Below are 17272 nucleotides of genomic sequence, written 5' to 3'. Positions count from 1 at the left end.
GATAATGCACCTTTTCCCCCAGGCGCCATTGCGATGACCGAGAAGACCGTACTCAACGCCACCCACCGTGCGCTCGGCGCACGCATGGTCGATTTCGGCGGCTGGGACATGCCCATCAACTACGGTTCGCAGATTGAGGAGCACCACGCTGTGCGCCGCGACGCCGGTATGTTCGACGTCTCCCACATGACGGTGATCGATCTGCACGGTGCCCGCGCACGCGAGTTCCTGCGCCATCTGCTCGCCAACAGCGTGGATAAGCTGAAGGTGCAGGGCAAGGCGCTGTATTCCTGCATGCTCAACGAGCAGGGCGGGGTGATCGACGATCTGATCGTGTATTTCTTCGACGAGCAGCACTTCCGCCTGGTGGTGAACGCCGCCACGCGCGCCAAGGACCTGGCATGGATCGAGCAGCAGGCCAAGGCCTTCGGTGTGGAAGTGAAGGAGCGCCCCGATTTCGCCATGATCGCCGTGCAGGGTCCAAATGCCCGCGACAAGGTGATCGGTCTGCTTCACGAGGTGGACAGCCAGCGCATCCGCAAGCTTGGCAAGTTCGCCGCGGCCGCCGCTCAGGGGCCGCACGGGATGCCGCTGTTCATTGCGCGCACCGGCTATACCGGCGAGGACGGTTTCGAAATTATCGTGCCGGAAGACCATGCCGTAGCCTTGTGGGAAGCGCTGGCCGCCGCCGGTGTGGCACCTGCCGGCCTGGGCGCACGCGACACGCTGCGCCTGGAGGCGGGCATGAATCTGTATGGCCAGGACATGGACGAGGCTGTCTCGCCGTGGGAAGCCAATCTCGGCTGGACCATCGCCCTCGATGAAGGGCGTGACTTCATTGGCCGCAAGGTGCTGGAGGCGCAGAAAGCCGCCGGTGTGAAGCGCGTGATGGTCGGTCTGGTGCTGGATGAAAAGGGTGTGCTGCGGCACGGCCAGAAGGTGATCACCGCGAACGGCGAGGGCGAAATTCTGTCCGGTAGCTTTGCGCCCACGCTCAACAAGGCAGTCGCCTTCGCGCGTATTCCAGCCGGCGAGCCGGGTGATGTACGCGTGGATATCCGCGGTCGCGAAGTGCCGGTGCGCCTGGTGAAGTACCCCTTCGTGCGCGACGGCAAAGCCTGCGAAGGCATTTGATCCAACGGATACGTTTTGCCATCCGGGCGAAGTGGCTAGAATGGCCGCCCATCCCTCCACGAACGCTAACGACTGGACCCGATCATGAGCGAGATTCCCGGCGATCTGAAGTTTCTCAAGTCCCACGAGTGGGCCCGCGTCGAAGACAACGGCCTGGTGCGTGTGGGTATCTCCGACCATGCCCAGGAAGCGCTCGGCGACCTGGTTTACGTCGAGCTGCCGGAGATCGGCGCGAGCCTGAAGGCAGGCCATGCCGCCGCTGTGGTCGAGTCGGTAAAGGCCGCTTCCGACATTTATTCGCCAGTATCGGGCGAGGTGGTCGAGGTCAATGAAGGGCTGGCCGACAAGCCGGAAACCATCAACGAAGACGCCTATGGCGAGGGCTGGATTTTCACCGTGCGCATCAGCGACCGCGACGAGCTCAACGAGCTGCTTGATGCCGATGCCTATGCGGAAGTGATCGAGAACGAAGATCACTGATCGCGTCGAGTAGGTGTTCGAACGACGGCCGCGCAAGCGGCCGTCGGCATGTTGGAGAAGGCTGCTGCATGGGTGCGTGAGTGCGCGTTCCGGTCGATCGATGCGAGGTCGCAAATCGGATCGCCGACCTGGTTCAAGGTGACCTCGGGGGTCGTTCGGGGCCTGATCGGCGGGTCGAGGCGACCGAAAAGTGCGGCCGCCAGTCGACATTCATTCATGCGCCGAAATCCGCTTTCCGGGGCGCCCGCAAGTCCTTCAACACCAAGGGGTTGCACGACTTGCCGACCATACGCGAGTAGTTTCACGCGGCGCGAGAAAACCCTTGTTTTATGCGGGTTTTGTGCAGTTTTTGCTTTTGAGGGTATTAACTTGTTTGGGTGTTTAGACGTCCAATCAGATAACCCCATATATGCCCGCAATGCCTTGTGGGGCAGGGCTTCCGGGCCGGATGGGGTGGGTGAGGCGGATTGATTTCATGATTAAAATCAATTGACAGCTGAAATATTCGGGAATAGCTTTCGCTCCAGATAACGGGGAACAGGCGTTATGGCAACATCGAAATTCATCAAGCCGTACATTGAGCACGGTGAAAAGGCCGGAGCAGTACGCAAGATCACGGTCTCCATTCCGCTGCACGTCCTGCAGCCTCTGTCGGACGAACGTACCCGTCGTCAAGTCAACAATTTAAGGCACGCCACGAATAGCGATTTGCTGGTTGAGGCGTTCCTGCATGCTTTTACTGGGCAACCACTGCCAACTGATGAGGAGCTGAGACGAACTATGGCCACTGCCAAGAAAGCCACGAAGAAAGCTGCAAAGAAACCGGCCGCTAAGAAGGCTGTCCGCAAGACCGCCGTGAAGAAGGCCGCCACCAAGAAGCCGGCTGCCAAGAAGGCCGTCCGCAAGGTCGCCAAGAAGGCTGCTGCCAAGAAGCGTCCGGCGGCTGCCAAGAAGGCTACTGCCAAGAAAGTCGCTGTGAAGAAGGTTGCCAAGAAGGCCGCCAAGAAGCGCACCGTGAAGAAGGCCGCTGCTGCCAAGGTGGTCAAGGCCACCAAGACCGCCAAGGCCAAGACCGCTAAGGCTAAGAAGTAAGCATTACTAGAACTTAAGCCGTACCGATTTCTCTCCCTGCGGTGCCCAGCGCAGGGAGGGCACTTCGAAAGAACGATTCGTCCCGGCCCATGCCGGGACGCTTCGTTTCAGGGGTCGGAAAAAATACGAGGGTTGGCAAAACCGCTCAGCCCGGGGTGAGACCCTTTCGAGGCGCCGCGCCATCTAGCGCAATCCGATGGCCTGCACCGTGAAGCTACGCGCGATTTGCCGTCATGCTTCATTGCGGTTACCTTTCGCACATCCGCGCCGCGACGAACCTGGGGAGGTTTGCCGCTCCTGGATGTACAGGGGGAAAAAGCGCGGGTATCTGATGCCACTCAGCGAGAGACCATGGATACCCGATATATCCGTCATGCGCGCCGACACGCGCGGGGGGCTGTCCAGCCCGTTGTCATAGCGATCCTCATCGTCGTTGCCGTGCTGGCGGCGGCGGCGTGGTTCCTTATCATCAAGCCGCATCAGGATCTGGTGCAGGCCGATGCCGGGGGGCATCCGTCGACGCCGGTAGCATCCGGCCGTGAAGCGCCACCACCACCGGCCAACGTGGAGGCGATGAGCCTCAACCAGCTGCTGTCAGAAGCGCGTCGCGCCATGAACGAGCAGCGCCTGCTGGCTCCCGCCGGCAATAACGCATTCGAGTTCTATCTGAAGGTGCTGCAGAAGCAGCCCGGCAATCAGGTAGCGACCGATGCGCTGCGCGAAACCTTCCCGTTCGCCGCCACCGCGGCCGAGCAGGCGATCAACCAGCGTGACTTTGGCGAGTCGCAGCGCCAGATCGACCTGCTGGCCAAGGCCGATCCGGCCAACTACACGCTGACCATCCTGCGCTCCAAGCTGGACGCTCAGCGCAAGCTGATGGATCGCGAGCAGCAGCTGGCCGCCGACAAGGAAAAGCAGCAGCAATTGGCCGCCCAGAAGGCCGTTACGGACAAGGCGGAAGCCGACAAGCTGGCTGAGCAGAAGGCGCAGCAGGCCGCTGCCGAACAGCGTCAGGCACAGCAGGCGCGCCTTGCCCAGCAGCAACAGGCCGAGTCGGCACGCCAGCAGGCGAGTGCGAGCGCCGCGCCCGCCGCGGGTAGTGATGCAGGCGCTACGGCCGGCACGCGCGCCGCCGTACTGGTCAAGAACACGCCGCCGCGTTATCCGACCGCCGCCATGCGCTCCAATCAGGAAGGTTGGGTGGAGCTGGCCTTTACCATCACTGCCGACGGCAGCGTCAATGATGTGAAGGTGATCGACGCGCAGCCGCGCCACGTTTTCGATCGCGCGGCGATCGACGCGGTCACCCGCTGGAAGTATCAGCCGGCGACGCAGGATGGCTCGCCGGTGGCGTCGAACAAGCGTCAGCGCATCGAGTTCAAGCTGTAACCAGCTGTAACCAGCTGGTTAAGGTCGCAAATTAAAGAGGCGCTGCATGGAAGCATGCAGCGCCTCTTTCTTTATCGCGATTCCGTCAGCGAGTGGCGGAATGAAACGCCAGTTAGCGCCGGCGCCCGTGCTTGGTGGCCTTGCCGCCGCGCTTCGCCTTGCTCTTGCTGGGTGCGGCCTTGGTAGTTCCCGCCGGCGTCTCGCTCTCCACGCCTGCCCAGTCCTCATGTTCCAGGCCCAGCATGCTGTCGAACACCATCGGCATCAGGCCCGAGGGCATCGGGCTGGCCGAATTCCACATGGTCACCACGCCTGCACGGTACTTCGGGAAGAAGCCGATCATGGTGCGATAGCCCTCCACGGCGCCGGCGTGGAAGATCAGGGTCTCGCCGCCGTACTGGAACACGCGCCAGCCGAGCGCATAGCTCGCTGCGCTGACGCGCTCACGGCGCCAGGGCGTGGAGCGTAGCTCCACCGGCGTGGCCACCTCCGGCGTATGCAGCGTCTGTAGGAGGGCTGGCGACAGGACGTCTGGACGTCCACCCATTTGCGCAATCAGCCACTGCTCCATGTCGCGCAGGCTGGCGTTGACGCCGGCGGCTGGGGCGACGCGGTAGTAAGCCTCCTTCGGCTCGAACGGGCGCCAGCCGCCGGGACCCGATGGGCGGTGCGGGCGCGCCCAGCTCGGGCTCGCCTCCAATGCTTCTCGACCGTAACTGGCCGTTTTCATACCCAGCGGAAAGAAGATTCGCTTGTCCACCTGGCGATAGAAGAAGTCGCCGGTCATGGCATAGACCACGTCGCCAATCATGCTGAAAGCAACGTTCTGGTAGCCGTAGCACTGGCCGACCGCGCAGGTCATATTGACCTCGTCGAGCCTACGCACCAGCTCCTCGTATGACACGTCGCCCTCAAGCATGTTGTCGTAAGTATTTCGTGGCAGGCCCAGGCGCTGGCCCAGGATGTCGCGCACGGTGGCCTTCTCCGCCGCCGCTGCGTCCTTGAGCTTGAAGAACGGCAGCACATCGGCAAGCTTGGTGTCCCAGCTCAGCTTGCCGTCGTTGACCAGTACGCCGGTAACCGCCGTAGCGAAGGCCTTCGAGAGCGAGGCCAGACGAAACACCGTTTCCGGCGTGACCGCTTCCTGCGTCGTCGCATTGGCGTAGCCGAGGGTGTGCTCGTAAGCCACCTTGTCGTCGATCACCACTGCGGTGGCCAGGCCGGCGACCGCGTGACGTTGTTCGAGCCGCTCGAGCCATTCCTGGTAAGCGGCGAGGGTGGTCTTGATCCGCTCGGGAGGCAGGTGCTGCGGCGCCGTGTTGGCGCTCTGCATGGCGACCTGTGCAGGCTCGGCAGCATGGGCGAAAAGCGGGGCGCTGGTGGAGCCAAGCGCGCCGGCGATCAGTAGGAAAATCTTGCGAAACTGCATGCTGCTCTGGCGTGGTAAGGGCGCGAGATGCGCTCCGAAACTGGAGGGAGCCGGTCAGCCCGATAATCAGGTCGATGGCGCTTGTTCCGATTGTCGTGTACTTCGGAGCGCTCCACAACGGACGGGCGATTTGGCAACACGGCTTCAGGCTTGCCTCGGCGCAGATCCATCAGTAGTCGCTTCGCCGGCCTTATAGCCTCGCTCGCCGGTCATTCCAGTGTTGCGCTTCCGTCTATTTGACCGGTGAGCTTGGACACGAGATCCAGCTGTTCGTTCACACGACGGAGGGCGTTTCCGGAGCTCCGCCGGCGATCAGAGCGCTCGCCCGTTCCGCGATCATGATCGTCGGGGCGTTGGTGTTGCCGGTGATCAGTGTCGGCATGATCGAGGCATCGACTACGCGTAAGCCATCGATGCCTTGCACACGCAGCTCGCTATCCAGCACCGCGTCGCCGCCGCGTCCCATGCGGCAGGTGCCAACCGGGTGGTAGATGGTTTCCGCACGGTCGCGGATGAAGTCGGCGTAGTCGGCGTCGCTACGCATGTCGCGCGTGGGCTGAACCGGCTTGCCGCGGAAGGCATCGAACGGCGTTTGCGCGAGTATTTCGCGCGACAGCTTGGCTGCCTCGATCATCAGTGTCAGGTCATGGCCTTCCGGGTCGCTCAAATAGTTCGCTTCGATGCCGATCGGTTGCGCCGGATCGGCGGAACGCAGGCGCAGCCGGCCGCGGCTGCGCGGATGCAGGTAGCAGGCGTGAACGGTGTAGCCATGGCCGGGCATCGCCCGGGCGCCGTGGTCGTCGAGCTGGGCTGGTATGAAATGGAACTGGATGTCGCAGCGCTCGTCCGGTGCGAAGCGGCTGCGCACGAAGCCGCCAGCCTCCGCTGCATTGGAGCTGCCGATGCCATCGCGATGGCGCAGATAGCGCAGTGCGACGGCGGCGTCGTTGAGATGGTCGAAGGTGGCCTTGCTGGTGGTGCCGGTGACGGTGCAGATATCCAGGTGATCCTGCAGATGCGCTCCCACATGGGGGTGGTCGAGCCGGACCGGGATGCCATGCTCGCTCAGGTGGCCAGCCGGGCCGATGCCGGAAAGCATCAGCAGCTGGGGCGTATTGATGGCGCCAGCAGCCAGGATCACTTCGCCCGCTACGATGCGCCCGTGCTTGAGCTGCACACCGATAGCGCGCCCGTTCTCGATCAGTATTCGTTCGACCAGCGTGCCAGTGCGGACTTCCAGATTGCTCCGCTGCATGATGGGATGCAGATAGGCCACCGCGGCGGAGCAGCGCGAACCATCGCGCTGGGTGACCTGGTACAGACCGAAGCCATCCTGCCGCTCGCCGTTGAAGTCGGGATTGCGCGGATAGCCGGCGCTGACGCCGGCGTCGACGAAGGCTGTTGAGAGCTCGCTGTGATAACGCAGGTCATCGACGCCGAGCAGTCCGCCACTACCGTGCAAGGGTCCGGCGCCGCGCCGGTTGTCCTCGCTACGCAGAAACCAGGGCAAGACCTGCTCCCAGCGCCAGCGCGCATCGCCGGTGGCGGCAGCCCAGGCGTCGTAGTCGGCAGCTGCGCCGCGGATGTAGCACATGGCATTGATGGCGCTGGAGCCACCCAGTGTTTTGCCGCGCGGCCACCACAGGCGGCGTTGCCCTAGTTGCGCTTCGGGCTCGGTACGGTAGCCCCAGTTGATCCGATGGCTGCCATAGAGCCGGCGCAGACCGCGCTGATCGCCGACCAGCTTGGCGAGGCCTGCGGGCATATGGATCAGTGGATTCCAGTCGCGCGGACCGGCTTCGAGCAAGAGCACACGCTTGCCCGGCGCCGCACTGAGCCGATTGGCAAGCACACAGCCGGCGGAGCCGGCGCCGACGATCACATAGTCGTAGTCCATCCGTTTCCCCCGTTTGGCTCGCCGACGAGGCGGTCATAGTCGCATGCTAGTCTTCGCCGCGACCCATGCAGGATGTCTCCTGGTGAATCCGTCCCGAAACGCCGCGACAGAGCAGGCCCATGCCTCCATGCTGTCCGCGCTGGCCTTCTTTTTTGTCATGACGGCCTACTACATCGTTCGCCCGGTACGCGACCAATTGAGCGGGGCGGTGGGGTCGCAATCGCTGCCGCTGTTCTATGGGGTGGTGTTCCTGGTGATGCTGCTGCTGACGCCGCTGTTCGGCATGTTGGTGGCGCGCTTCAATCGCAAGCAGCTGCTGGGCTGGAGCTACAGTTTCTTTGTGTTGTGCCTGATTGCCTTCGTGCCGGCCTTTGTCGCACAGGATCGCATCGGCGCGCGCCCGCTCGGTGTGGTGTTCTACGTATGGGTGAGCGTGTTCAACCTGTTCGTGGTGTCGCTGTTCTGGAGCTTCATGGCGGATATTTTCGGCAGCCTGGAGGCGCGCAAGGTGTTCCCGCTGATCGCGCTGGGCGGCATGGCCGGAGCGATCTTTGGCCCCATCATCACCAAGCTGCTGGTGCAGTTGATTGGTGTGGCCATGCTGTTGGTCGTGTCGGCTGCGGCCCTGCTACTCGCGCTAGGTCTGTTGTTGCGGTTGTCGGCCCAGCAAGAACGTCGTGACGGCCATGCGCAGCAGAGCGAACCGGTGGGTGGGTCGCTATGGGCCGGCGTGAAGGAGCTCTGGTCGCGTCCCTTCCTGCGTTACATGGCGATCCTGATGCTGCTAGGCGACGGTATCGGTACGCTGGCTTATGCGCTGATGGCGGACTACGCGAAAGCGCATTTCCACGACAACGTGGCGCGTACCTCGTTCTATAACGATCTGGATCTGGTCACCAATCTCCTGGGCGCGGTGTTGCAGCTGACCGTGACACGCTGGTTGATGGTTCGTCATGGCGCGGGCTGGGGCCTGGTGGTGCCCGCGCTGGTGAATCTGGTTTTGCTGCTGGCTGTGGTGGGCCTGGGCATCAGCGACGTCTCGCTGCTTGGATTCAGCGCCCCGATGCTGGCCGTGATGATGGTGGGCTCGCGGGGGTTCGCCTATGGCATGACCAAGCCTGCCGTGGATGCGCTGTATACCCGCGTGCCGCGTGAGACGCGCTACAAGGGCAAGAACTTCGTCGAGACCGCCGTGTGGCGTTTCGGCGACGTGCTGGTCACCAGCGGCGTCAGCTTGCTGGGCAAGTTCGGCGTGGGTGTGGCCGGCATGGCCATGATTGGCGCGGGGGTGTCCGTATGCGCGACCTGGGTGGCGCGCCGCGCAGGCCACTCACCGGACTTGCTGCCGGAGCCTGAGCCTGTGGCTTTGCCGGAGCGCGCGCCATCGGCGAGCGCCTGATCTTCAGCTGGTGATGTAGCGCTGCAGTTGCTCGATCTGTTCGGCCTGAGCATCGATCACCGCCTTCACCAGATCGCCGATCGAGATCACACCGACCACGCGGTTCTTTTCAACCACGGGCAGGTGACGGATGCGGCTATCAGTGCACAGGCGCATACAGTCGAACACATCGGTGTCGGGGCCGACGGTAAGCGCCGGGCTGCTCATGATTTCCGATACGGCTGTCTGCGCCGATGAGCGCCCCTGCAGGATCACTTTGCGCGCGTAATCGCGCTCGGAAACGATGCCGACCAGTTGTTCGCCGCGCATCACCAGCAGGGCGCCGACGCGCCGCTCGGCCATATGCTTGATCGCTTCGAGCACCTGCGCATCCGGTGCGATGCTGAAGATCTGACTGCCCTTGCCTTCCAGCAAATGCTTGACCTGACGCATGCCTGAGCCTCCGGAATGGACCGTGGACTACCGCTTGCGACCAGTCTACCGCTGCCGAACCGCTCAGGTGTAGCGGCTGCGTGAAGCCTCAGGTCCGTCCCGCTGGCGGGCGCTGTTCCTCGATGAAATACAGCGGCCGCTGCTTGCTCTCGGCGTAGTTGCGGCCGAGGTATTCGCCGATCACGCCCAGGGCCAGAAGCTGCACGCCACCCAGGAACAGGATCACCAGCATCAAGGTGGGGTAGCCACGCACGGGGTCGCCGTAGATCAGCGACTTGGTCAGCACCCAGAGGCCATAGAGGAAGGCGAGCACGGATGCGCTCAGGCCGGTCCAGGTGGCCAGGCGCAGCGGCGCGGTGGAGAACGAGGTAATGCCTTCCACGGCCAGCTGGGTCAGGCGCCAGTAGTTCCACTTGGTGTTGCCGGCCTGGCGCGGCTCGCGCAGGTAATGCACCGCCGTCTGGCGGTAGCCGATCCAGGCGAACAGCCCCTTCATGAAACGCTGCCGCTCGCGCAGTTGCCGCAGGGCCTCCAGCGCGCGGCGCGAGAGCAGGCGGAAGTCGCCGGTATCGCGCGGGATGGCGGTATCGGAGAGCTTCTCCATGCTGCGGTAGAACGCGGCCGAGGTGAATTTCTTGAAGCCGGTTTCGCCGGCGCGCGCGCTACGGGTGGCATACACCACGTCATGGCCGGCGCGCCATTGGTCGACCAGCGCCGGGATCAGCTCGGGCGGGTCCTGCAGGTCGGCGTCGATCACCACCACGGCATCCGCGTCGACGTGATCGAGGCCGGCAGTCATGGCGGCTTCTTTGCCGAAGTTGCGGGAGAGCTTCAGTGCGCCGGTACGCGAGTCGCGCTGGGTGAGCGACTCGATGATGTCCCAGGTACGGTCGCTGCTGCCGTCGTCCACATAAAGCACGCTGCTATCCAGCGGCAGTTCGTCGAGCACCCGTGCCAGCCGCTGGTGAAAAGCTTCCAGCACGGCAGCTTCGTTGTAGGCGGGAACGATGACGGTGAGCAGGGGCATCGGCGGGACCGTAAAAACAATCGGCGCATGCTAGCGGAGTGCCCGCGAGTCGGCGAGCGTCACCGCTGACGGTGCACCTGCGCTTCCTGGTTGCCTTGCAGATAGCCCGGACCGCCCAGTTGCCCCATCTGCTGCTGGATCCAGTTGGCGCGTCCCAGCACATAGGGGCTCGGGCGATCGACCCGGAAGCGGCGGGGGCTGGGCAGGACCGCGGCCAGCCGCGCCGCTTGCGCCGCGCTCAGGCGCGATGGCGACGTGCGGTAAAACACATCGCTGGCCGCTCCGACGCCATAGATGCCATCGCCCAACTCAGCGGTATTCATGTACACCTCGAGGATGCGCTGCTTGGGCCAGGTCAGCTCGATCAGTACCGTGAAATACGCCTCCAATCCTTTGCGGACGAAGCTGCGGCCGTTCCACAGGAACAGGTTTTTCGCCGTCTGCTGGCTGATCGTGCTGGCCCCACGCAATCGCTTGCCTTCATCGGCGGCGTCCATCGCATCCTGGATCGAGTCGAAGTCGAAACCATGGTGAAACGGAAATTTCTGGTCCTCGCCGGCCACCATCGCCATGGGTACGTAGGGTGAGACCTGCGACCATGGCACCCAGCGATGGCGCAGCTGGAAATCCTTCTCGCCGTGGATCCATGCGCTTAGCTGGCGCTCCATCATCACGGCCGATGTCCACGGCGGCACGAAGCGGAACACCAGCACTACCAGCCAGCTGAGCGCGAACCATGACAGCACGAGAATCGCGAGCGAACGCAGCAGGCGGGCGGGCAGGGGGCGTCGTTGGCGCATGAGGGCGATAGCTGGGAGGTCGCGGCAGTATAAGTGTCGCGCCCGCCAGCGACGGCGTCGGGGATTGGCATACACTCCGAACCTTTCCTGGCCGTCGGTACGACGGCGACTCCCGTCGCGGCCTCTGCGAGACCGCTGCCATCGAAGCGGCGCTTGCGCCCGGCCCCAGGTGTCCCCATCTACCGCGCCTTGCCTTGTGAGGTTGAATCCCGTGGAAACTGTGCTTGTCGAAGACGTGCTGCATCGCTTCCTGCTCGAGCGCGCCGGTGTGCGCGGCGTGCTGGTGCGGCTGGGCCCGGCGTGGCGTGAAGTGGCCGGCCGCGCGGACTATCCGCCGGTGCTGCGCTCGCTGCTCGGCCAGTCGCTGACGGCCAGTGCGCTGCTGACCGGCAACATCAAGCTGGAAGGTGCGCTGTCGATCGAGCTGAAGAGCAGCGGCGCGCTGCGCCTGCTGTTTGCCGAATGCAACGATCATGGGCGCCTGCGCGGCCTGGCTCGCTGGAGCGATCCGCTGCCGGATCCGCTGGAGCTGGCCAAACTGCCTGACGCCATCATGGCCATCACCATCGGCCATGCCGAGCGCGGGCAGCGCTACCAGGGCTTGGTGGATCTGCAGCATCCGGATTTGATCGGCGCGCTGGAGAACTATTTCAGCCAGTCCGAGCAGTTGCCTGCGAGGATTCTGCTGGCCGCCAATGGCGATCACGCAGTGGGTTTGATGCTGCAGAAGCTGCCGGGCGAAGGCGGTCACGATGCGGTGGATGACGAAGATGCGTGGCCGCGCATCCTGCACCTGGCGTCAACCCTGGGCGAGGACGAAATGCTGGCGACGCCGCCGGAGCAGCTGCTGTACCGCCTGTTCCACGACGAATCGGTCCGTCTGTTTGAGCCGCGCTCGCTCGCCTTCGGTTGTAGTTGCACGCGTGAGCGCGTGGAAGCCGTGCTGCGCTCGCTCGGCCGTGGTGAAGTGGAAGCGGCGCTGGAAGCGCGCGATGGCGAGATCGAGGTGATCTGCGAGTTCTGCGCGCAGCGTTACACCTTTGATCGTATCGATGCCGAACAGTTGTTGAGCCAGCCTGGTGTGAGTGCGCCGGACACCGCGCAGTAACCGTGGGGATCAGGGCAGCGCGAAGTGATATTCGCGCTGCAGCCACACTTCCGCCGCCCGCGGAATCGCGAACAGGAAGCCCTGGCCATAGCGGCAACCGATGCGCAGCAGCGCCTCGCGCTGGCTTTCCTCTTCGATGCCCTCGGCGATTACCTGCATTTGCAGCGAATCGGCCAGCACCTGGATCGCACGCACCACGGCCACGCTATGGCTGCCTTCGCGCGGCAGTTCGGTGATGAACGAGCGATCCACCTTCAACGTACCGATCGGGTACTGATGCAGGTAGCTCAGTGAGGAGTAGCCCGTACCGAAGTCGTCCAGCGCAATGCCGACGCCGTGGGCGCGTAGCGTGTCGAGAATGCGCTTCACCTGAGAGGCATTTTCCAGCAGGGCACGCTCGGTGACTTCGATGCGCAGGCAGCGCGGCGGCAGCTTGTGGGCTTCGAGCAGGTCGAGCAGGCGGCGATCGAGATCCGCCGAGCGGAAATGGCGGCCGGAAACATTGATGCTGACGAAACCGTCGGTGCCAGCGAGCGCTTCGGCCTGCGCGCAGACCTGATCGAAGATCTGCCAATCGATGCTCTCGGAGCAGCCGCTTTCCTCCGCCACGGCGAGAAAATCGCTGGGCGTAAGCAAGCCACGATCGGGGTGGCGCCAGCGCAGCAGTGCTTCGTAGCCAACGGTGCGGCCATCTTCCAGCGACACGATGGGCTGGTAGAACGGGACGAACTCATTACGGCTCAAGGCGCGGCGCAGGTCGCCTTCCATTTCTAGCAGGGATAGGGCTTCGCGACGCAGACGATCGTCGAATACAGCGGCGCGATGGCGGCCTTCATCCTTGGCGCGGTACATGGCCGCGTCAGCGTCACGCAGCAGTTCTTCAGGGCGCTGGTAATGCGGGCCGGGCAGGGCGATGCCGATCGAGGCGGAGGTGAAGATTTCCTTGGCGCCGAGGCGGAACGGTGTCTGCAATTCCGCAATGATGCGCTCGGCGATCAGCAGCGCCATCCTGGCATCGGTGATGCCTTCGGCCAATACCGCGAATTCGTCGCCGCCGAGACGTGCGACCACATCGCGGGTTTTCAGGCACGCGCGGATGCGTCCGCCGACCTGGAACAACAGATCGTCACCGACCAGGTGGCCCACCGAGTCGTTGATGACTTTGAAGCGGTCCAGGTCGATGAACAACACAGCGAACAGATCCTGCGCGTTGCCGTGGTAGCGCTGCAGCGCCTGTTCCAGACGCTGCAGCAGCAGGGTGCGGTTGGGCAAGCCGGTCAGCGAATCGTGCAGGGTTTCGTACTTGAGGCGGCGCTCGACGCGTTCGCGTTCGGCGATCTGTTCGCGCAGGTCGCGGTTGGCCAGCGCCAGCGCGCGCGTGCGTTCGGTGACGCGGCGTTCCAGCCCAGCGTAGGCCTGTTTCAGCGATTCCGTGGTGTGCTTGCGCTGCAATGCATTGGCGACGTGATAGCTGACGAAGGTCAGCAACTCCTGGTCGCGCACATCGTAGGTGTGTTCGGGCGAATAGCTCTGCACCGCCAGCACGCCCATGGCGCGTTCGCCCCAGATCAGCGGCACGCCCAGCCAGCAGACGGAACGCGAGCCGTGTTGGCCGATTTCGCCTACACGTTGCAGCCGGTCGATGTCTTCGGGGGCGGCGAGCAACGGCTTGCCGTGACGCAGTACGTACTCGGTGAGACCACGCCCGTGTGAACGGGGCAGGCGCACGGTGTCGAATTCGTCCACCGAGTAGGGAAAGGTGAGCTGGTTCGGCTCTTCGTCGAGTAGCGCGATATAAAAGTTGCGCGCGTAGAGCAGGCCGCCGATGACGCGATGCACGGCGGCGTAGAAGTTCTCCAGGCTCTCGGAAGCATTGGCCAGCTCGGCGATGCGGAACAGCGCCGCCTGCAATCGTTCGCCGCGCTGGCGCTGCAGCACTTGCTGACGCAGTACGCGGTTGGCCTCGCGCAGCGCGGCGGTGCGGCTGGTGACGCGGCGTTCCAGTTCGGCATGGGCTTCGCGACGCTCCAGCGCTGTCTGCACATGCTTGGCGACGTAGCTCAGCAGCTCGCGGTCGTGCTGGGTGTAATGCGTGTCTTCGCGGTAGCTCTGCATCACGATGCCGCCTACGACGCGGCCATCGCGCAGCAGCGGTACGCCCAGCCAGTGTTCACAGACGGGTCCCAGCAGTACGAACTGGCCGCTGAACTGACGGGCCAGCTCATCCACCGAACCCATGATGGGCTGCCCGCTCTGCAGCAGATTCCAGGTGAGGCTGTGGCGCATGTCCTGCAGCGGCACGCTCTGGTCGGGCAAGGGCGGATCCTTGTCCATGGTGTCCACGTAGTACGGGAAGCGCACGCTGTCGGTGGCGGCGTCGTACAGCGCGATATAGAAGTTCTCCGCATACATCAGGCTACCGAGGATGGCGTGCAGCGAGTGCATCATCTCGGTCATGTTGTGCTCGGTGCTGGCCTGGTCGGCGATGGCATACAGCGCGCGCTGCAGCCGCTCGGCCATGGCCAGCCGAGAGATCGCCTCATATAGCCGGGAGGTCTCGGCCAGCTGGCGCAGGCGCGAGGAGGCCAGTCGGCCCAGCCAGCCGAGCTGGTCGCCGAGATGTTCCGGTAGCGGATCCCCGGGCAGCTGTAACACCAGCATGCGCAGGCCCTGAGGGTCTTCGGCCAGGTCCAGGTGTGGCGGGATGTCGGGCTCGGGTTCGGACGAGACGTCCAGCAGGCGCCAGCGCAGGGTTCCCTGGATATGGAGGGCCTGGATCACCGTTTCGCAGACTTCGAGGACACAGGCCGCATCGGTGGCGCGGAACAATCCTTCGACAGCCGTATGCAAGGCCGCGGTTTGTATATCCGCGGGCCGGGGCGTGAGAGCGCTGCTTGTAGGTGCTGAACTCATCCGGCGCGGACCGGTCCATGCGAAGCAAGATATGTCTGATGCGCCTTTATATCGTCTCTGTTCAGCGTTGTCGCTGGGCGGTAGGGGGTTCCTACCGGTTCCGGGGGTGGTTTTTCGAGGACTAAAACCCAGGCGATTCTGAGGGTTGGGTCACTGAAATGCCGCTCTGGGAGGGGTGTTAGTAAAAAGTAAAATGTGCTAAGCTTTGGCTCGCCCGAACCCACGGGGAGCGGGTACTGGCCTCCACTTACCGGACCTTCGGTATCTCCTGATCATGCGCCGTTTGCTGCTAGCCATGCCGATTCTGCTGATGCCGTTTGTCGCGGCAGGGCAGTCGCTGGCCGGCGATACGCATGAGCTGGCCAACCGCCTGCTGACACAGAAGCCCGATCAGGTGGCGCAGGTTGGCAATGGCGTGGCGGTGCCGTTGTGGCGTGGCAGTGACGGCCGCTGGCTGGCGCTGAAGGCCGACAACAACAACTTCGCCGGCACCAAGCATGGTGATGGGCCGCTGCAGTTCAGTGTGGTGGATGCGGCCAATGCGATGTCCACTGACCTGACTTACGGGTTGGGTTCCAATCTGCAGGCGCATGTGGGCGTCAGTGAGCACACCTGGGTCAACAATCGCGTGCCGCGCGTCATCGGCAGCGAAGTGGGGGCCACGTATGACAATGGCCGCTACAGCTTGGGTCTCAGTGTCGGTGCGAACAGCACGCCCAATAATTCGACGCTGCCGCGACTACTTCCTGGTGGCGGCCCTGGCGTCAATGGCCTGAGCGGCTTCGACAGCAGTGCGCAACTCAATGCGCGTGGTCGAGTGGCGCTGGATGGCAAGAGCGGTATCGATCTTGGGGCCAGTGTCGGCCGCGTCCGCCTGTTGCCGGGTAACGTACTTGGCATCAATACGCTGGACCAGAAGGCGCTGAGCTTCGGCGTCGATCGCGGTCCGCTGAGCGGTGGCGTGGTTGGCCGGGTAATGCAGCCCTCGGCGGGCATTCCTGGCTCCCCTCTCAATGGGGATCGTCGCTGGAGCAGCATCGACCTTGGTGTGACCGTGCGCCTGCCGTGGCAGGGTCAGTTGAGCATCGGCGCGCAGAACGTGTGGTCTTCCGGCAATGCGGTGAATACGCCGGCCGGTCCGGAGCCGGATCAGTCGCGTACACCGTACGTGCAATATCACCAGGATCTCTGAGTCTCACGGGTTTGATAAACAAAAACGCCGTCGCTTGAGCGACGGCGTTTTTGTTTGTGCGGCCGATATCAGTCCTGTCGGCGGATGCGCAGGTCGCCACTGAAGGTCTCGATCTTGATGTGGCCGCTGCCGCCGCCGGCGGTCGCATTCAGTTCGGAGCCCGGGCCGTGTTCCACCTTCTTTGGCGTACCGAAGTCGCTACGCAGATCGCCGCTGAAGCTGCTGGCATGGATGATGGCGGAAAGGTTGCCGGGCACCTGCAGCTGCACGTCGCCGCTCATGCTGTCGATATCCAGGCTGCCGCCCGGCGCGGCGCCACCGGATAGCTGCACGTCGCCGGATACCGTGCTGAGGTTAAGTCGCTTCCACGGGCCGCCGCTCACGCGGATGCGCCCGGACACCGTCTGCAACTCTGCCTCCTGGCTCACCGACGGTGCAAGGATGTCGCCGCTCACCGTTTGCAGGTTCACTTTATCCGCGTGGCCGGCCAGCTCGACGCTGCCGCTGACGGCTTCCGCCTCGACCGAGGGGGAGCGCGCATTGATACGCACTTTGCCACTCACCGAATTGACTTTGATCGTGCCGCCATCGATACCGTCGATGTTGGCAGGCGCACTGACCACTTCCACGTCGAGCGAGGCTCCCTTGGGCACGCGTACATCCAATGTGCTGCTACCCATGGAAGCGTCACTGTTCCAGTTGAACCAGCCGGTTTTGCCCAGCGGCTCGACCTTGATCGAAAGATTGCTGTTGCTGCCGTCGATGCTCAGCGGCTTGGCACCCTCGCCGAGTCGTCCGGTGACCTGCACTTGATTGCGATCCCATGCCGTGATGTTCACTGAACCTTTGACGTTGCTGACATCCACGCGAACGTTGGGGCTTGCGTCATGACTGAGGTTGATGGGCGTATCGGCCAGAGCCTGGCCGATCGACAAGGCCAGCAGGAGGGGGATGTAGCGTGCGGTTTTCATGAGTGTGCT

General features: G+C 63.7%; 14 protein-coding genes. 7 read left to right on the top strand and 7 right to left on the bottom strand.

The window, feature by feature from the left end; translation table 11 throughout:
* Positions 1–33 precede the first annotated feature (33 nt).
* The 4 genes from gcvT to ISS97_RS14335 all read left to right on the top strand — a co-directional run bounded on the left by gcvT (position 34) and on the right by ISS97_RS14335 (position 4095).
* Positions 34–1134 carry a glycine cleavage system aminomethyltransferase GcvT gene (gcvT, locus tag ISS97_RS14350; protein WP_379985737.1) on the top strand — a complete coding sequence of 367 codons (1101 nt, stop codon included), beginning with the start codon at positions 34–36 and terminating at the stop codon, positions 1132–1134.
* An 84-nt stretch (positions 1135–1218) separates the two neighbouring features.
* The gene (gcvH, locus tag ISS97_RS14345) at positions 1219–1614 is read left to right on the top strand and encodes a glycine cleavage system protein GcvH (protein ID WP_379985738.1); all 396 of its coding nucleotides are present in this window, start codon (positions 1219–1221) and stop codon (positions 1612–1614) included.
* 546 nt (positions 1615–2160) lie between these two features.
* On the top strand, positions 2161–2706 hold the full coding sequence (gene metJ / locus ISS97_RS14340) for a met regulon transcriptional regulator MetJ (RefSeq protein ID WP_379985739.1): 546 nt from the start codon (positions 2161–2163) through the stop codon (positions 2704–2706).
* Positions 2707–3057: 351 nt separating this feature from the next.
* On the top strand, positions 3058–4095 hold the full coding sequence (locus ISS97_RS14335) for an energy transducer TonB (protein WP_379985740.1): 1038 nt from the start codon (positions 3058–3060) through the stop codon (positions 4093–4095).
* A gap of 112 nt (positions 4096–4207) precedes the next feature.
* On the opposite strand, the gene ISS97_RS14330 is transcribed toward ISS97_RS14335, so the two are convergent.
* Both ISS97_RS14330 and ISS97_RS14325 read right to left on the bottom strand, forming a co-directional pair.
* Positions 4208–5524: a serine hydrolase domain-containing protein gene (locus ISS97_RS14330; protein WP_379985741.1), complete on the bottom strand. Its 1317-nt coding sequence runs from the start codon at positions 5522–5524 to the stop codon at positions 4208–4210.
* Positions 5525–5798: 274 nt separating this feature from the next.
* Positions 5799–7421 carry a GMC family oxidoreductase gene (locus ISS97_RS14325; protein WP_379985742.1) on the bottom strand — a complete coding sequence of 541 codons (1623 nt, stop codon included), beginning with the start codon at positions 7419–7421 and terminating at the stop codon, positions 5799–5801.
* A 127-nt stretch (positions 7422–7548) separates the two neighbouring features.
* Between ISS97_RS14325 and ISS97_RS14320 the strand changes: the two genes are divergently transcribed.
* Positions 7549–8820, top strand: coding sequence for an NTP/NDP exchange transporter (locus ISS97_RS14320; protein WP_379985877.1), 1272 nt, complete (start codon positions 7549–7551; stop codon positions 8818–8820).
* Between the two features lie 3 nt (positions 8821–8823).
* Here ISS97_RS14320 and ISS97_RS14315 read toward each other — a convergent pair whose 3' ends face one another.
* The 3 genes from ISS97_RS14315 to mtgA form a co-directional block, all read right to left on the bottom strand.
* Complete coding sequence (locus ISS97_RS14315; RefSeq protein ID WP_379985743.1) at positions 8824–9252, bottom strand: CBS domain-containing protein; 429 nt, start codon at positions 9250–9252, stop codon at positions 8824–8826.
* Positions 9253–9340: 88 nt separating this feature from the next.
* Entirely contained in the window at positions 9341–10279 is a 939-nt protein-coding gene (locus ISS97_RS14310; RefSeq protein WP_379985744.1) for a glycosyltransferase family 2 protein, read from the bottom strand.
* Between the two features lie 59 nt (positions 10280–10338).
* Positions 10339–11079 carry a monofunctional biosynthetic peptidoglycan transglycosylase gene (gene mtgA / locus ISS97_RS14305; protein WP_379985745.1) on the bottom strand — a complete coding sequence of 247 codons (741 nt, stop codon included), beginning with the start codon at positions 11077–11079 and terminating at the stop codon, positions 10339–10341.
* Positions 11080–11290: 211 nt separating this feature from the next.
* Here mtgA and hslO point away from each other — a divergent pair, with 211 nt between their 5' ends.
* Positions 11291–12187 carry an Hsp33 family molecular chaperone HslO gene (gene hslO / locus ISS97_RS14300; protein ID WP_379985746.1) on the top strand — a complete coding sequence of 299 codons (897 nt, stop codon included), beginning with the start codon at positions 11291–11293 and terminating at the stop codon, positions 12185–12187.
* A gap of 9 nt (positions 12188–12196) precedes the next feature.
* On the opposite strand, the gene ISS97_RS14295 is transcribed toward hslO, so the two are convergent.
* Positions 12197–15100, bottom strand: a complete 2904-nt coding sequence (locus ISS97_RS14295; protein ID WP_379985747.1) for a bifunctional diguanylate cyclase/phosphodiesterase — start codon at positions 15098–15100, stop codon at positions 12197–12199.
* 274 nt (positions 15101–15374) lie between these two features.
* Between ISS97_RS14295 and ISS97_RS14290 the strand changes: the two genes are divergently transcribed.
* On the top strand, positions 15375–16292 hold the full coding sequence (locus ISS97_RS14290) for a hypothetical protein (protein ID WP_379985748.1): 918 nt from the start codon (positions 15375–15377) through the stop codon (positions 16290–16292).
* Between the two features lie 68 nt (positions 16293–16360).
* Here ISS97_RS14290 and ISS97_RS14285 read toward each other — a convergent pair whose 3' ends face one another.
* Complete coding sequence (locus ISS97_RS14285) at positions 16361–17263, bottom strand: DUF4097 family beta strand repeat-containing protein (protein ID WP_379985749.1); 903 nt, start codon at positions 17261–17263, stop codon at positions 16361–16363.
* Positions 17264–17272 lie beyond the last annotated feature (9 nt).

Origin of the sequence: Dyella koreensis (assembly GCF_044904565.1) — a bacterium.
Lineage (GTDB): Bacteria > Pseudomonadota > Gammaproteobacteria > Xanthomonadales > Rhodanobacteraceae > Dyella_D > Dyella_D koreensis.
This window is presented reverse-complemented; position numbering and strand designations above follow the sequence as displayed.

What these genes read in the sequence shown, in the direction of transcription:
- gcvT (WP_379985737.1), top strand. Translation starts at nt 34, where the DNA reads ATGACCGAGAAGACCGTACTCAACGCCACCCACCGTGCGCTCGGCGCA.
- gcvH (WP_379985738.1), top strand. Translation starts at nt 1,219, where the DNA reads ATGAGCGAGATTCCCGGCGATCTGAAGTTTCTCAAGTCCCACGAGTGG.
- metJ (WP_379985739.1), top strand. Translation starts at nt 2,161, where the DNA reads ATGGCAACATCGAAATTCATCAAGCCGTACATTGAGCACGGTGAAAAG.
- ISS97_RS14335 (WP_379985740.1), top strand. Translation starts at nt 3,058, where the DNA reads ATGGATACCCGATATATCCGTCATGCGCGCCGACACGCGCGGGGGGCT.
- ISS97_RS14330 (WP_379985741.1), bottom strand. Translation starts at nt 5,524, where the DNA reads ATGCAGTTTCGCAAGATTTTCCTACTGATCGCCGGCGCGCTTGGCTCC.
- ISS97_RS14325 (WP_379985742.1), bottom strand. Translation starts at nt 7,421, where the DNA reads ATGGACTACGACTATGTGATCGTCGGCGCCGGCTCCGCCGGCTGTGTG.
- ISS97_RS14320 (WP_379985877.1), top strand. Translation starts at nt 7,549, where the DNA reads ATGCTGTCCGCGCTGGCCTTCTTTTTTGTCATGACGGCCTACTACATC.
- ISS97_RS14315 (WP_379985743.1), bottom strand. Translation starts at nt 9,252, where the DNA reads ATGCGTCAGGTCAAGCATTTGCTGGAAGGCAAGGGCAGTCAGATCTTC.
- ISS97_RS14310 (WP_379985744.1), bottom strand. Translation starts at nt 10,279, where the DNA reads ATGCCCCTGCTCACCGTCATCGTTCCCGCCTACAACGAAGCTGCCGTG.
- mtgA (WP_379985745.1), bottom strand. Translation starts at nt 11,079, where the DNA reads ATGCGCCAACGACGCCCCCTGCCCGCCCGCCTGCTGCGTTCGCTCGCG.
- ISS97_RS14295 (WP_379985747.1), bottom strand. Translation starts at nt 15,100, where the DNA reads ATGAGTTCAGCACCTACAAGCAGCGCTCTCACGCCCCGGCCCGCGGAT.
- ISS97_RS14290 (WP_379985748.1), top strand. Translation starts at nt 15,375, where the DNA reads ATGCGCCGTTTGCTGCTAGCCATGCCGATTCTGCTGATGCCGTTTGTC.
- ISS97_RS14285 (WP_379985749.1), bottom strand. Translation starts at nt 17,263, where the DNA reads ATGAAAACCGCACGCTACATCCCCCTCCTGCTGGCCTTGTCGATCGGC.